This window comes from Adlercreutzia sp. (genome assembly GCF_056795635.1).
Genome location: NZ_JBQIIT010000007.1, coordinates 1 through 15,338, shown reverse-complemented (window position 1 = coordinate 15,338; position 15,338 = coordinate 1). Strand labels below are relative to the sequence as shown.

The window sequence follows — 15,338 nt, the reverse complement described above, 5'->3', positions numbered from 1 at the left end:
ATATGATGATGTTGCAACAGAGATTTACTTGCTATTCTAATACTCCAGGCCCGCTGCGGCACAAAACCCATAGTTGGCCTTGACAAGAACATTTGTACTATATAAGATGCTCGGTGCGAGAACGGCAGCGGTGCGGCGAGGAGGCCATCATGGAAGAGAACGAGCGCTTGGCGCGGTTCGAGGCGGTGCTGGCCGATTGGGTGGCCGAACAGGAATCGGTGAACGTAACTTTGGAGGCCCTGCGTGCCCAGGGCAAGATGCGCACGGCCACCTATCAGCAGCTCACGGCCCGCAAGCTGACCCTGAAGGCGGCGCTGGCCCCCTTCGAGGAGCAGGGCCTCCTATGAGCGCGCCGGCCGACAATTGGAGTGAAGCGGAGGCGATGGCGTCGTTCTCCAGGTCTGTGCGCACGTGGTTCGCCGCTACGTTCGGCGCGCCCACGGCGGTGCAGGAGCGGGCCTGGGCCGCCATCGCCCAGGGCGAAAACGCGCTCGTGATCGCGCCGACGGGCTCCGGAAAGACGCTCGCGGCGTTTCTGTGGGCCATCGATAGGCTCATGGGCCAGAAGGCGGCCGCGGCGGCGCGGGGGGAGAAGTGGCCCCGGGGCGTGCGCGTGCTGTACGTGTCGCCCCTGAAGGCGCTCGGCGCCGATGTCGATCGCAACTTGCAGGGGCCCCTGGCGGCCATCTCCGAGCTCGTGGCCGCCGAGGCTGCGCGAGACGGGGCGAAGGCGCCCGAAGTGCGCACGGCCATGCGCACGGGCGACACCACGGCCGAGGAGCGTCGCAAGATCGCGCGCAACCCACCCGACATTCTCATCACGACGCCCGAATCGCTCTATCTCATGCTCACGTCCCAGGCCTGCGAGGTGCTGCGCACCGTGGAGACGGTCATCGTGGACGAGGTACACGCCCTGGCCGGCGACAAGCGGGGCGCCCACCTGTCCCTGTCCCTAGAGCGGCTCGACGATATCCTGGAGCGGCCGGCCCAGCGCATCGGCCTGTCGGCCACGGTGCGGCCGCGCGACGAGATAGCCCGGTTTCTGGGCGGGGCGCACCCGGTCACGGTGGTGGCCACCGAGGCTCCGCCGAGCCTGGATCTGTCGGTGCGGGTGCCGGTGCGCGACATGACGGCGGTGCCCACCTACGACGGGTTCAAGGGCGCCGGCGACGGGCCCGTTCATATCGGCGGCGCTCCGCGGCGGGCGGCCATCGAGACCGCCTGGAAGTCCGATCGGGCCCTGCGGGCGGCCATGGCCGAGGGACCTGTGGCTGCTTCCCACCCCGACAGCCGGGTGGGCATGGCCTCCATCTGGCCGCACATCGAGGCGGCCATCCTCGATGAGGTGCTGGCCCACACCTCGACCATCGTGTTCGTGAACTCCCGCGGCCTGTGCGAGCGGCTCACGGCGCGGCTGAACGAGCTGTACGCCAAACGCTTGGGTCTGGACGGCCCCCGCTCCGAGTTAGCCGGCTATTGGTCGGCCACCGGCAGCGCGGGCGTCGAAGGGGAGGGCTCGGCGCCGGCGTCGCCAGTGCGCGGGGTGCCTGCGGGCGCCGATGCCATGGCTGCGGCCCCGGGTCCGGCCTACCGTTCGGATATTGGCTCCACCACGGCCCTCGTCACCACTCCTTCGGTGGTTGTTGCCAAGGCCCATCACGGCTCGGTGTCCAAGGAGAAGCGCCTTCAGGTGGAACGGGAGCTGAAGGCCGGCGAGCTGCCCTGTGTGGTAGCCACCTCTAGTTTGGAACTCGGTATCGACATGGGCTCCATCGACCTGGTGCTGCAGGTGGCCGCACCGCCGTCGGTGGCCAGCGGGCTTCAGCGGGTGGGTCGCGCGAACCACCAAGTCGGCGGCAGGTCCCGCGGCATCATCTACCCCCGTACCCGGGTGGAGGTGCTCGATGCGGCGGTGATGGCCCAAGGTATGGAAGCGGGCGCCATCGAGAGCACCTTCATGGTGCGCAACGCCCTGGACGTGCTGGCCCAGCAGACCGTGGCCGCCGTGGCCATGGCCCCCGACGGGCTGGCGGTCGATGCGTGGCTCGCTACGGTCCGGCGCTCGGCCTGCTACGGCGATCTGGGGAGTCGCTCCTTCGAGGGCGTCCTCGATATGCTGGCCGGTCGTTACGGGTCCGGGGAAATCGCCGAGTTCGCTCCGCGCATCCTGTGGGATCGGGAGACGGGGCTCTTGAAACCGCGCCCCGGTTCGCAGCGTCTGGCGGTGACCTCGGCGGGTACTATTCCCGATCGCGGCATGTTCTCGGTGGTGCTGCCCGAGGGCGACGGGCGGCAGGGGCGCCGGCGCGTGGGGGAGCTCGACGAGGAGATGGTGATGGAATCGCGGGTGGGTGACATCATCGCCCTGGGCACCAGTACCTGGCGCATTCAGGAGATCAGCGCCGACCGCGTTATCGTGGAGGCGGCGCCGGGCCGGGCGGCGCGGCTGCCCTTCTGGCACGGCGAGGCCATCGGGCGCCCCTACGAGACGGGGCGCGCCCGCGGTGCCCTGGTGCGGGCCGCCGAGGGCGCCCTCGCCCAGGCGGCGGTCTCGGAAGAGGCGTCGTCTTCCGGCGGGAGCGTGCTCGGCGCCTCGGTAGATGGGGCGGCTCTGGAGACCGTCGTGTCGGCGGCCTTGGACGAGGATGCCCGGCGCAACCTGGGGGCGCTCGTCGTGGCGCAGCGGGAATGCACGGGCGCCGTTCCCACGGATCGGCGGCTCGTGGTGGAGCAGTGCACCGACGAGACGGGGGACTGGCGGGTCATCCTGCATTCCCCCTTCGGGCGCCGGGTGCACGAGCCCTGGGCCCTGGCCGTGGCCCATCGCATCACCACCACTCTGGGATTCGATCCCCAGGCCTCGGCCGCCGACGACGGCATCCTGCTGCGGGTGCCCCTGAGCGAGGAGGGCCTGCCCGGACCGGAGCTGTTCCTCTTCGACCCCGATGAGCTGGAGGCCATCGTGCGGGAACGGGTGAGCTTCACGGCCCTGTTCGCCGCCCGTTTCCGCGAGTGCGCCGCCCGAGCCCTGCTCATGGCGCCCACGGCTCCGGGCAAGCGGGCTCCGCTGTGGCAGCAGCGCCTGAAGGGCGGCCAGCTGCTGGAAGCGGCCCGCCAGGAAGAGGACTTCCCCATTATCCTGGAGGCCATGCGCGAGTGCCTGCAGGATGTGTTCGACCTGCCGGCCCTGCGGGAGGTCATGGGCGGCTTGCAAGCGGGAACCATCAAGATCGGCGAGGCCCGCACCACGGTGCCGTCGCCTTTTGCGGCGCCGCTCGTGTTCGGGTACTTGGGCGAGCATCTCTACGAGGGCGACCTGCCCCACGCCGAGCGCCAGGCGTCGCTTCTGGCCGTGGATCCGGCCCTGCTCAGTGAGCTTCTGGGTGCCGGCACGGTGGAAGAGGTGCTGGATGAGAGCGTTGTGGCCCAAGTGGGGGCCGAGTTGCAGCGCACGGCTTCGGGCTGGCAGGTGCGCGGCGCCGAAGGGGTGGCCGACCTGCTGCGCGAGCTGGGGCCGCTCACGGCGGAGGAGATCGCTGAGCGCACCGTGGCCGATGACGCGCCCCGCATGCGCGGGTCGGCTCAGGAGGATGCGGCGGTGCCGGAGTTGGCGACTTCCCTTGATCCGGCCGCCGTAAGGGTCCTGCTCGGCCGTCTCGAAGTCGAGCATCGGGCCTTCCCAGTGCCGATCGGGGGCCAAGAGCGCTGGGCGGCTGCCGACGACGGCTTTCGACTGCACGCCGTGCTGGGCGTGCCGGTGCCCGCCTGGGCCGCCGTTGTGCCCCAGGCGGCGCAGGGTGCCGAAGGGGCAGATGACGGTCCGTCGCCGCACAGGACGTCACCGTCTGCACCGGCGCCCCTCGACGGGCTGGTGGCCCGCTTCGCCCGCACCCACACGCTCTTCGACGGCGAGGCCGTAGCGGCGGGGCTGGGGCTTGGGACCGCGCTGTTGACCGAGTCGCTAGAGCGGCTGACGGCCGCCGGCCGTCTCGTGCGCCTCGGCCACGACCGCTGGGCCGACAGCACCGTGCTGCGGCGGCTGCGCTCCCGCTCCCTTGCCCGGGCGCGGGAAGCCGTGCGCCCCGTCGGCGCCGATGCCTACCTGCGCTTCCTCTTGCAGCGCCAAGCCATCGCCGCCTCTGGCGAGGCGCCGTTGGCGGGCATCGACGGGGTGGCCCAGGTGATCGCCCAGTTCGAGGGCGCCTACCTGCCCATGGCCCTGTGGGAATCCACGGTGCTGCCCCTGCGCGTGCCCGATTATCGCCCGGCCATGCTCGATGAGCTCATCGCCAGCGGCGAGGTGCTCTGGGCCGCCTCCACGATGGGGGAGGAGCATCTCGTGGCGTTCTTCCCGACCGATTCGCCGCTGGCGCCCCTGCCCATCGACGAGGCGTCGGGCGTGGCTGCCTCCCTCGTGCCCGAGCCGGGGGAAGAGTCGCGGGGCGGGAAAGCGCCGACGGAGAAGGACTGGGCCGACGATGCGGCTCGCGAGGCGGGGCCGACGGCGGCGATGGAAGGGGCATGCCCGCGGGACTGCGATGATCCCGCACCGCTTGCCGCTGTGGTGCGCCGGGTGCTCGTGGCCCAAGGGCCGGTGACCTTCCGCGCTCTCGTGGACGAGACGGGCCGTCGGATGGAGCCGGCGGTGCCGGCGGAGCGCGAGGTGGCCGAGGCGCTGCAGCGGCTCGTCTGGGCCGGGGCGGCCACCAACGATGGTCTGGGCTTTCCCCGGGCCGGCGGTCTCGCAGTGCCGTCTGCGGCTGCATCCTCCGCCGGTCAGCAGCCGCCTTCTCCACGACGGCGGGCGAGCAGTCGGCGCGGCCGCTCCCTGCGCTCCGAGATGCGGGCTCAGGCCCGGGCCACGGTGGTGGCCCGCCAAGGGGCCGCCCTGGCCTTCGATGCCGCCCTGGCCGGCCGCTGGTCGGCCCTGGCGCCGACGGCCCAGAGCCCGACGGTGCAGGCCGTGGCACTGGTGGAATCGCTGCTCGATCGCTATGGGATCGTGACCCGCGACATAGCCCTGGCCGCCGGGGTGCCCGGCGGCCTCTCGTCGCTCTATCCCGTGCTGCGGGCCATGGAAGACGCCGGCGAGCTCATCCGCGGCATGTTCGTGGAGGGCATGGGGCCGGCCCAATTTGCCGCTCGGGAGACCGTGGAGGTGCTGCGGGGCTTCGCCGATGCCGCGTCGGCTTCCGAAGGCGGCGCGGCGGCGGGGCGGCCCTTGTCCCTGGCGGTGCTGCCGGCCGATGACCCGGCCTGTCTCCTGGGCGCGGGCATTCCCTGGCCCGAGGTGGCATGGGAGGCGGCCGGCCCTGCTCCGGCCGCGGAAGCGGCCCTGGTGACGGCCAAGCCGAGCCGGCGCGAGGGCGCTCTCGTGGTGCTGGCCGACGGCGCCCCCGCGCTCTGGGCGGCCCCGCGCCTGAAGTCGCTGCTGGCGTTCACCACCGACGAGGCGGTGCTCGCTGAGGCCACGGCGGCCCTCGTGGCCTCGGTGCAGGTGACACTCAAGCGGGAGGGTTCGGCGGCCATGCGGCGCAAGATCATCGTGACCTACTTCAACGGCCGCGACGTGCTCGACACCCCGGCGGCTCTGTGGCTCCAGCGGGCGGGGCTCGTGCGCCTGCCCGACGGCCTACGCCTGTACGCGAGCCCCTTCTAGGTTGGCGAGCGGGCAGAAGAGGGCCCCGCGTCTCTCTCTCGGGACGCGGGGCCCTCGTTGGGAGGCCGCGCGATCCCCTGAAACGCGCGGCCTGTGGAGTATGCGGAAAGGAAGCGGGCGGCGGCCAGAAAGGAGAGCCGCCGCCCTCGGGCACCCGCGAGTTGCCCCGACGGGTGCCCGCAAAGCCCTTGGTGGAGGCGGGACGGTCGCGGCCTCAATGGCCCCAAAAAGGCCGTGCCGTTTGAAGTCCGCCTCCAAGAGGAACAGCGTCCACTATAGGGGGCCGGCCGCCAGAGCGCTATCGTCGCTCTTAGGTATCTCCATCGCACTTTTTGAGTATTGGCTGTTGTCAGGTCAATCACGGCAGCGCCGCGGTCGAAGGGGCGCACCGGGGCTCTGCTAGAATCGAGCTCAGATCATGGCGTGCATCAGAAAAGGAGGGAGGCCGATATGGGCGCGTTGAATGAGCAGGGGGCGAGCGGCGCCGCGCGGCCGGGTGGGCCTTGCGGCTTGCGGCCGCGGGATGGGGCCTTGGCGGCCTTTGTCGCCACGCTGTTTCCCGTCACGCCCGTTCTGGCCTCGTTCGACCAGACGGCTCAGTTCCCTGTTCTGGCCGACCCCTTTCTCATAGCCGCACTCTGCGCCGTCCTCGGTTCGGCTCTGGCGCTAGTGATCCGATCTCTCGTGCGGGGTACGGTGGCGCGCCCGCGATCGCGGGCGACGGTGACGGTGGCGGCTGTGGCGTACCTGCTGGCCCTTCTTGCGCTGCCCGCGCTCCTCTGCGCGCCCGAGCCTTATCTGTGGGCCGCCGTGGCTGCCGGCATTGCGGCCGGGGCGGCGACGCCGTGGCTTGTGGCCCAGTGGGCCGCCGTCGTGGCGGCACCCATGCGCGCCTCGCTCGCCCGCTGCGCCGTGGTGGCGGTCGGAGCCTCTCTGGCCGCATGGGTGCTCACCCTTCTTCCCGAGGGGGCGCTCGTGCCCGCCTTCGACGGCCTCGTGCTTGTCGGTGCCGCGCCGCTCGCGTTTCTTTCGGCGCGCGACGAGGGCCCGCGTGAAGATGCCGGTCCGGGTACGAACCAGCTGGGGCGCTTGCTGTCGGTTACCTGGCTGCCCCTGCTCGGCCTGGCTGCCTATGCCTTTGCCACCAATGTCGTCGCCCACGGGGCCCACACGGTGGTGCAGACGGCTATCTTCGGGGGTGCCGCGGCGGCCCTCGTAGCCCTCGGGGTTTCCGTGCGCTGGGGTCGTGATCCGCTTTTGCCGTGGTCGTACCGCGTGCTTGTGCCCGCCATGGCGGCGATCTTCGTCGTTTTGGGCGCATGCCCGGCCGGCACCTTCCCCTCGGGCCTCTCCCTGGCGGCGCTGTACGGGTTCTACCTGGTGCTCGCCCTTATCGACTGCGCCCTGTTCCTCGCGGTAGTTCACAGCCGTGAGCTTGCGGCCGATACGGTCGTCGGGGTGCCCGTAGCCGTAGCCGCCGCGGCGGCCCTCGCCGGCCAGCTGCTCTCCGCCGTACCCCGGCTCGATCTGGCTCCGTGGCTCACGGTGCTGGCGGCCCTGTTCGTGGCGGTTCTGCTCGTGTTTCTGGGGTGCACGGCATGGAATGAGCTCGTAACGCCTCGGGAGACGGCCGCCGAGGGCGAGAAGGAGGCCGCCGCCCCGCTCAACGATGCGACCACAGCACCGACGACTACTTCCGCCTCGGACTCTTCAGCGGCTCCATCGGAGGCAGCCGCCCTGGCCGCCGAGCCCACGCGCCGCGATGCCTTAGAGGCCCGGTGCACGGCGGTGGCTGTCGAGGCCGGTCTGTCTCCGCGCGAGGCCGAGGTGCTTGTCTACCTGGCCCGCGGCTTCACGCCGGCCTATATCGCGAAGACCCTCGTGCTGTCCATCAGCACCGTGCGCACCCACGTGCGCAACATCTACCGCAAACTCGGCGTGGGCAAGCGCGAGGAGCTCATCCACCTTATCGACGGGGAATAAGCCCCTCGCCCGCTGTGTTCCCCGGTTCTTAGGATTCCTCGATGATTTCGCCGTAGAGGCGGTACAAATCGGGGAAGGTGCGCTTGAGGCTCACAGGTTTGAAGGTGTCGCGCTCCACGACGCAGAGGGTCACGAGCCCGTCCACGAGCGGGGTGGCGCCGGCGCGGAGGAGCGGCTCGCCGGCCTCGTCGGTGCCGGCGGCATCTTCGGCACGGAATATCTGCTGGCGGTACACGGTGCGCATGGGCAGGCTTCGGGCCACCGACGTGCGTACGAAGGCGGTCTCGCCGTAGCGCAGGGGGCTGCGGTATTGCACCTCCAGCCCGTAGATGGGGCTCATGTAGCCGGCCTGCTCGATGTACTCGTCGTAAGGGTAGCCCACGGCGTTCAAAAAATCGATGCGGGCGTCCTCGAAGTACAGCAGGTAGTTCGCGTGGTACACCACGCCCATCATGTCCGTCTCGCCGTACCGTACCTTGATGGGGGTGTGCACGTGCATGGTCTCGCTCGCTTTCTCGCCTCATCCGATGTCTCAGCGAGCCATTATAATGCGGGGTTCGGGAAAGGGGCGCAGGCCTTTCGGCCGGGGTGTCGTCGCCTAATCCAGATGGAACAGCACGGGCAGGTCCGCCGAGACCGGGGAGTTGTCCTCGTTGGTCTCCATGATGTCGGCCATGAAGTCCCACCATTTCCGGTTGATGGCCGTGTCGGCTCCGGCAGCCCACCGCTCAGGATCGTCGATCTCGATGTAGCCGAACAGCGTCAGCGTGTCCGGATCCAGGGCGATGGTGTAGTTGCGGCCGCCGTGCTCGTGGATCATGTCCACCATTTCGGGCCACAGCTCGTTGTGGCGCCGCTCGTACTCCGCTTCCATGCCGGGGTACAGCTGCATCTTGAACGTCTTGATCATGGGCGCTCCTTCTGCGTTCTGTCGCGATGCCGGATGCTGCCAGTATAGGAAACGGCCCACTCCTCCGAGGGGAGGGGCGGGCCGTTGGAGCCGGTTCGTAGGATTCGACGGATACCGCGAGGGAGGACGCTAGTCCCCGCCGCCTCCGAGCACAAGGTCAATGACTTCTTGGCGACTGTGCACGCCCAGCTTCGCGTAGATGTTGCGGGTGTGGTAGTTCACTGTGCCGGCAGCGATGGAAAGATCTTCCTGGATGCGCGCCGAACTGCGCCCCTCGGCAACGAGCACGAGTACGTCGCCCTCGCGTTCCGAGAGGCCGAAGGTGGCGGCGAGGCCCTGGCAGCGGCGCACGATGGCCTCATGGGGCGTGAGCTCGGCGTGCACGGGCGCGGGGGCTTCGACGTATTCATCTTCGGAACCGATGCCATCGGCTGGCGCGGCAGACACTGGCAAAGGGCGTTGGAGAAAGACCGTCACGGCTACGGCGGCAATGAGGACCCCCGAACCTGCCATGAGCAGCAATGATGCCAGGTAGGCAATGGCCAGCGCGTCGGATTGCTCCAGGATGGCGGTGCCGGCCGCGGCTCCTGCGGCATCGGAGAGGGCGAAGGCGAGACGGGCTGCCATGAAACAGCGGGCCGGGGAGGCGTGATAGCGCCGCGCGAAGAGCACGGCGGCGAAAAGGAGCAGCAGCTCGAAGGCGATGGAACCGATAGGGTAGGCTACGGCGGCCATGAAGTTCTCCGAGAGGTTCGTTTGGGGCAGGAGCAGAACGACGAGGGCGGCTACCGGCGCGATGAAAAGGGGAGGCAGGGCCCGCGGCTCGCTGCGTCGCAGGTTCGCGTCGGCGACGGCGAGGGCGAGGACGGTGGCGATGAGGTAGAACCATCCGCCGTAGTCGAACCGCTCGTCGTTGTCGATGAAGGCTCCGAGGAGGGCGGCCGTGGCGCCGATAGCGGCCACTGCCGCTACGAATAGGACGAGCCGGCTGGCTGCGAGCTTGGGCCGACGGCTGTCGGGGGGCCAAGCGGGGTTATCGCGACTCTGCCCGGGGGATCGGGGCGCTGCCCGCATGCGCCTCTCGGCAGCGCGCAGGCAGCCGCCCGATGCCAGGGGCAAAAGGATCAGCAACGCCAGTTGGGCTTCGCGGGGCAGGTATCCCGTCGAGAGGCACAGCGCCACGATGAGTAAAAGCAGCAGCGTGAAGTTCGCCATAAGTGCCTGAAGGGAGAAGCGTCCGAACAGGGCGGCCCAGCGCGCGGCCAGGAGGGCCGACCCGAAGCCCGTGAGCGCGCCTCCGGCTGCGACGAGCGCGGCGGTAGGGGTAACGGCGTTCGCCACGTACAGCAAGGTCCCCAGCGAGGCCGCAAGGGGAGCGCCGACGACGAGGGCCGGGGCGAGGGCGAGGCGCATGAAGCGCTTGGTGGCGACCACGCCGATAAGCATGGTCAGCACCAGGGCCGCGGCAGAGGCGTAGTAGCCGATGTCGTAGGCGTTGGCGGGGATGCCGGCGTTCGTGTGCAGGCTCCGGGCCACCTCACCGCTCCCGTAGAACAGAAGATAGATCCACGTGGGATGGAATGCGAAGCTCAGAAGCTCCCAACGGATACTCGCTGGGCCCCCTTCTCTGAAGTCTCCACTGTAAACTGGCGCTGAACTGGTCTTATCCACACTTCCCCCTTGTTTGTCCGCCTTCACCCATATGAATCATATGGGCCGAAGATTGGCGAAAAACCGTATGTCTCGCTCGTTGTGGCGCCGCATCGGCCGACCCTAAGATAGGTCGCAACCGGGGCGCACAGGGGGCCGCATCCCTCTGGCTGGAACATTGTACCAGCTTTGCGCCTCGGCCCTGCGCTTGAGACCCCGAGCAAATCTTAGAGGAGGAAGTATGCGCAAGTTGAATCTGTCGCGCCGCAGCTTTGTGAAGCTGTCGGCGGCAGTGGGGGCCGTATCGGCGTTCGCATCGGCACCTGCACCGGCCTTCGCCGCCGTGGATCCCGCCATGGCGGATGCCGCGGACGTGAAGGTGGTGCGCACCTGTTGCCGCGCCTGCGGCAAGAACGAGTGCGGCGTGCTCGTGACTGTGGAGAACGGTCGCGCTGTGAAGGTGGAGGGCGATGCGGAGACGGCGTTCCACTCCATGGGCAACTGCTGCACCAAGAGCCAGTCGTCTATGCAGGCGGCCTATCATCCCGATCGGCTCTACCATCCTATGAAGCGGACGAATCCGAAGGGAAACGTGGATCCGGGCTGGGTGCGCATTTCCTGGGATGAGGCCTACGCCACCATCGCGAGCAAGTTTCAGGAGCTGAAGGACAAGTTCGGCGGCGAGTCCATGTTCTTCATGGGCGGCACCTCGCGCATTTGGACGCAACACGCCTACGCCGGCTGGTTACAGCTCGTCGGCAGCCCGAACGCGGTGACGGCCTGGCAGATCTGCAAGGGGCCGCGCCACTTCGCCACGCAGCTCCAGTCGGAGTTCGCCTTTTCCTGGATGGCCACCACCGACCGCCCGCGCGTGCTCGTGCAGTGGGGCACGGCCACCGAGATCTCGAACTACGACGAGTCGTGCCGCACCACGGTGGATTTGGCGAACACCGCTGACACCTATATTTCCGTGGATCCGCGCAAGACGGGCCTCAACCACGAGGCCGACATCTGGGCGCGTCTGAAGCCCGGCACCGACGGGGCACTCGCCCTTTCGTGGGCCCAGGTGATCATCGAGAACAACCTGTTCAAGGACTTGTTCGTGAAGCGTTGGACCACGGCTCCCTTCCTCGTGGTGGAGGGCATGGAGCCCTCTGGTGGCGTGATGGTGAACGGCATCGCCTGGGAAGACCTGAAGCCCATGGCCACCCGCCTTTTGAAGGAGTGCGACCTGAAGGAAGGCGGCAGCCCCTATCGCTACATGGTATGGGACGAGCTGGCCGGCACCGACGCGGCCCATCCGCTGCACGGAAACGACGCCTCCGGGCACCTCACCTATTTCGATGCCGAGACGGGCCTGTGGGAAGGCGAGCCCGACGAGGTGTGGGATCAGTTCTACGACAACCCGCAGCCGAACTTGCCCGAGCTGACCGTGCCCGGCCGCATCGCCAAGGAGAGCCCCTTCAACCCCGAGATTGATCCGGCTCTGCGCGGCGAGTACGATGTGGTGCTGGCTGACGGCAAGGGCTACAAGATGCGCCCGGCCTGGGATATCTGGGTGGAGTACCTGCAGGACTTCGCGCCGGAGAAGGCCGCCGAGATCACCGGCCTCGACGCCGATGCCATCCGCGACATGGCCATCACCTGGGCCTCGCCCCTCGACCCGTCCACCGGCTACGGCAACGGCGGCATCCAGTACGGCCTGGCGCCCGAGCACGCCTGCAACTCCATCCAGAACAACCGCATCTTCGACACGCTCGTGGGCATTACGGGCAACTGGGATACCCCGGCGGGCAACCGCGGGCCGACCTGCGGTATGTTCTCGGGTGCCGAGGACGCCCAGCCCACCATTGTGACCGGGCATTTCGCCGACCTGGCCGATGCGGGCTTCCACGATAAGATTCTCGGCTGCGAGAAGATTCCCATGTTGTCGTGGTGGCAGCAGTGGGCCGACTGCAACGCCGTGCAGAACGCCATTCTCGCCGGGGATCCCTATCCGGTGCGCGGCGGCCTGTGCGAGGCGTCGGGCTTCATGAACCAGGGCAACTCCACGAAGTACTGGGAAGCCTTGAACGCGCTCGATTTCTTCGTGGTGCAGGATCTGTGGAAGACGCCTACGGCTGGCGCCGCCGACATCCTTCTGCCGGTGTACCACTGGATGGAAGTGGACTGCCCGCGCATCTCCCAGGGATCCACGGGTGCCCAGGGCGCGACGTGCCGGGCCATCGAGCCGCCGGCAGACTGCCGCTTCGATGTGGACATCGTCACCGACGTGTACAGGGCCATGGGCGTGCCCTACGCCGATGATCCGGTGGGATTCGGATTGCCCGAGGGCTGCACGTGGCCCACGAGCGAGCAGCTGTTCGACAAGTGCGTGGCCCCTATGGGCATGACCTGGGCCGAGTACAAGGAGGCCTTCCAGGAGCACGGCTGGTGGGACTGCCGAGAGATCGCGCCCGAGACCTGGGGCACCTACCGCCGCTACGAGACCGGCATGTGCTCCAAGCCCGATTTGGTCACGCCTGCCGGCAACCCCATGAAGGGCATGTCCACACCCACGCGCAAGATGGAGATCTGGTGCCCCCAGATGGAGACCTACATGCCCGACGGCAAGTACAACCTGCCCACCTGGGATCCGGCGCCCCAAAGCGAGCTGGCCAACCCCTCCATTCGCAATGAGTGGCCCTACCTCATGACCACCGGCCGCCGCATTCCCGTGTACTTCCATTCCGAGCACCGCCAGCTGCCCTGGTGCCGCGAGCTGTGGCCGGCGCCGCGCGTGGAGATCAACCCCCGCGACGCGGCCGACCTCGGCATCGCCCAAGGCGACTGGGTGTGGATCGAGAGCCCCAACGGCAAGATCCGCCAGGTGGCCGACTTGTACCACGGCATCGAGCTGGGCACCATCAACACCGAGCACCAGTGGTGGTTCCCCGAGCTGGATCAGGCCGGCGGCGGCTTCGATCTGTGCACCATCAACTGCCTGGTAGACGGCGATACCCAGGACCCCATCTGCGGCTCGTCCTATCTGCGCGCCTACCACGTGAAAGTGTACAAGGCCACGGAAGAGAACTCGCCGTTCGGGAATCCGTGCCCCTGTGGCGAGGACGGCACGCCGATCATCTGCGACGCGAGCGATGAGCGCTTGCATCGTTGGCTGCCCAACTACGAGATCCGAGAGGAGGCGTAAGCCGTTATGACCCAATACGCTATTGCGACGGACGTGAACCGCTGCGTGGGCTGCCTGGCCTGCTCGGTGGCGTGCAAGGTCGTCAACAACGTGCCGGTGGGCTCGTTCTGGAACAAGACGCTGCGCATCACCAACCCCACCTCCGAAGGCGCCACGTGGCCCGAGGTGGACAACTACTACCTCACCGTGTCCTGCCAGCACTGCGAGAACCCCGAGTGCGTGAAGGTGTGCCCCACCGGCGCCTCCCACAAGGCTGCCGACGGCACAGTGCAGATTGACAAGTCGAAGTGTATCGGCTGCCAGTTCTGCGCCATGAGCTGCCCCTACGGCGTGCGCTACCTGAACGAGGCCGAGGGCGTGGTGGAGAAGTGCACGCTGTGCCAGCAGAAGGCGGCCCAAGGCGAGCTGCCCCAGTGCGTGAGCCAGTGCGGCGGCATGGCCCGCTGGTTCGGCGACGCCGAGGGAGATATCCGCGCCTTCAAGGGCGCCCGTGGCGAGACGCTGGGGGACTTCTGCGAGGAGTTCGCCGATGCCGATGTGCACCGCCTGCCCGATGTGGGCAACGGCCCCACGGGCCTGTTCATTCTGCGCCGCATGAAGTGGCAGGGAGGAGATGCGTAATGGAGTTGCAATGGCCCCTTATCTTGTTCACGACGCTTCTGGCCTGGTCGGCGGGCCTGTTCGCCACTCAGTGCGTCTACGCGCTGCGGGGTGAGGCCGTAAAAGCTCAGATGCCGGCGTGGATCGTCTCGGCAGTACTGCTCGTGGTGGGCGGTGTCGCGGTGTTCATGCATCTGGAGCACTGGGAGCGCATCTTCAACGGTTTCGGCCACTTGACGAGCGGCATCACCCAAGAGCTCATCGCCATTGTGGTACTTGCCGTGGTGGCCGTCGTCTACCTGGTGTACCTGCGCCGGACCGAGGGCCGCGTGCCTGCTTGGGTGGCGGTTATCGGCATCGTGGCCTCGGCGATCCTGCTCGCGGTGATGGCCCATTCCTACATGATGGCCGCCCGTCCCGCGTGGAACACGGTCTGCCAGATCCTCTCCATCGTGGGCGCGGCCTGCGCCATGGGCCCGGCTACTATGGCCGCCCTCGCCGCTGCGGCACCCAAGGAAGAATCCGGTGCCGAGGTGACCGCCTTTGCCGGCTTGCTGGCCGTGGGCGGCACCGTCGTGAACGCTGCGACGACCCTTCTCTACATCGCGGTGATGGCCACGGCCTCCTCGTCGTTCGTGTCCATGGGCCACTATTTCGACCCGACCCATCCCACTCAGGCTGTGGCCGATGTGACGCTGCTCACGCCCTTCGGGGGCGGCCTGCCCATGACCCTTCTGGCCATTGTCGCGGCGCTGGCCGCCGTGGCGTTCGCCCTCATCGGCAAGAAGCAGGACACGTGGAAGCTGTGGGGCGTTGCGGCGGCAGTGTGCGCTTGCGTGGGCGCTGTGGCCCTGCGCGTGCTGTTCTACCAGATGGGCGGCTCGGTGTTCCTGTACTTCTAACCGTGCCGCGTTCTGGCGCCGGGCAGGGCGGCCCCCCCCTCCGCCGCTCTGCCCGCCGGGAGGCCCGCAGCGGAGCGACTCGTTATCCCCAAACCCCTTGCAAACGACGAGCCGCCCCGCCGCGGGCCTCCTGTGCTCACAGGCCAGAGGTTGGCGGATGCCAAATGAAAGCGACCCTCGGTCGATGGGAGGCCGGGGGTCGCTTGGCGTATGCGCGGGGCGGGTGCGGGCTTGCAGGCGCTGGGGGCGGGTGCGGTATGACAGGCGCCGCTCCTAGTTCTTGAGCGAGTTCAAAGGTGCGGGCATGCGTCCGCCGCGGTGGGCGAATACGGTGCCGGCATAAGGGTTCACGGGCATGACCGGGGCATAGCCCAGAAGACCGCCGAAGTCCAGCTGGTCGCCCACCTGCTTGCCGATGGCGGGAATGAGGCGCACGGCCGTGGT

General features: G+C 68.4%; 9 protein-coding genes. 6 read left to right on the top strand and 3 right to left on the bottom strand.

Annotation, left to right across the window (positions count from 1 at the left end):
• The first annotated feature begins 149 nt into the window (after positions 1-149).
• From ACTOXK_RS05950 to ACTOXK_RS05940, 3 genes are all read left to right on the top strand, one after another.
• Positions 150-347: a hypothetical protein gene (locus tag ACTOXK_RS05950; protein WP_482276758.1), complete on the top strand. Its 198-nt coding sequence runs from the start codon at positions 150-152 to the stop codon at positions 345-347.
• The gene (locus ACTOXK_RS05945; RefSeq protein WP_482276757.1) at positions 344-5,659 is read left to right on the top strand and encodes a DEAD/DEAH box helicase; all 5,316 of its coding nucleotides are present in this window, start codon (positions 344-346) and stop codon (positions 5,657-5,659) included. Before ACTOXK_RS05950 ends, ACTOXK_RS05945 begins: the two co-directional genes overlap by 4 nt.
• A gap of 450 nt (positions 5,660-6,109) precedes the next feature.
• Complete coding sequence (locus ACTOXK_RS05940) at positions 6,110-7,642, top strand: helix-turn-helix transcriptional regulator (RefSeq protein ID WP_160324478.1); 1,533 nt, start codon at positions 6,110-6,112, stop codon at positions 7,640-7,642.
• 28 nt (positions 7,643-7,670) lie between these two features.
• Here the strand turns inward: ACTOXK_RS05940 and ACTOXK_RS05935 are convergent, their stop codons facing one another.
• From ACTOXK_RS05935 to ACTOXK_RS05925, 3 genes are all read right to left on the bottom strand, one after another.
• Positions 7,671-8,141, bottom strand: a complete 471-nt coding sequence (locus tag ACTOXK_RS05935; protein WP_160324479.1) for an acyl-CoA thioesterase — start codon at positions 8,139-8,141, stop codon at positions 7,671-7,673.
• Positions 8,142-8,240: 99 nt separating this feature from the next.
• On the bottom strand, positions 8,241-8,552 hold the full coding sequence (gene rhaM / locus ACTOXK_RS05930; protein WP_160324480.1) for an L-rhamnose mutarotase: 312 nt from the start codon (positions 8,550-8,552) through the stop codon (positions 8,241-8,243).
• 129 nt (positions 8,553-8,681) lie between these two features.
• Positions 8,682-10,223 carry a helix-turn-helix transcriptional regulator gene (locus ACTOXK_RS05925; RefSeq protein WP_482276756.1) on the bottom strand — a complete coding sequence of 514 codons (1,542 nt, stop codon included), beginning with the start codon at positions 10,221-10,223 and terminating at the stop codon, positions 8,682-8,684.
• 220 nt (positions 10,224-10,443) lie between these two features.
• Here ACTOXK_RS05925 and ACTOXK_RS05920 point away from each other — a divergent pair, with 220 nt between their 5' ends.
• From ACTOXK_RS05920 to ACTOXK_RS05910, 3 genes are read left to right on the top strand one after another with little or no spacing between them, the layout of a single operon-like run.
• Positions 10,444-13,392 (top strand): molybdopterin-containing oxidoreductase family protein, encoded by a 2,949-nt coding sequence (locus tag ACTOXK_RS05920; protein WP_482279873.1) that lies wholly within the window; start codon positions 10,444-10,446, stop codon positions 13,390-13,392.
• A gap of 6 nt (positions 13,393-13,398) precedes the next feature.
• Positions 13,399-14,013 (top strand): 4Fe-4S dicluster domain-containing protein, encoded by a 615-nt coding sequence (locus ACTOXK_RS05915; protein WP_160324483.1) that lies wholly within the window; start codon positions 13,399-13,401, stop codon positions 14,011-14,013.
• Positions 14,013-14,894 carry a hypothetical protein gene (locus ACTOXK_RS05910; RefSeq protein WP_160324484.1) on the top strand — a complete coding sequence of 294 codons (882 nt, stop codon included), beginning with the start codon at positions 14,013-14,015 and terminating at the stop codon, positions 14,892-14,894. Before ACTOXK_RS05915 ends, ACTOXK_RS05910 begins: the two co-directional genes overlap by 1 nt.
• Positions 14,895-15,338: the final 444 nt, after the last annotated feature.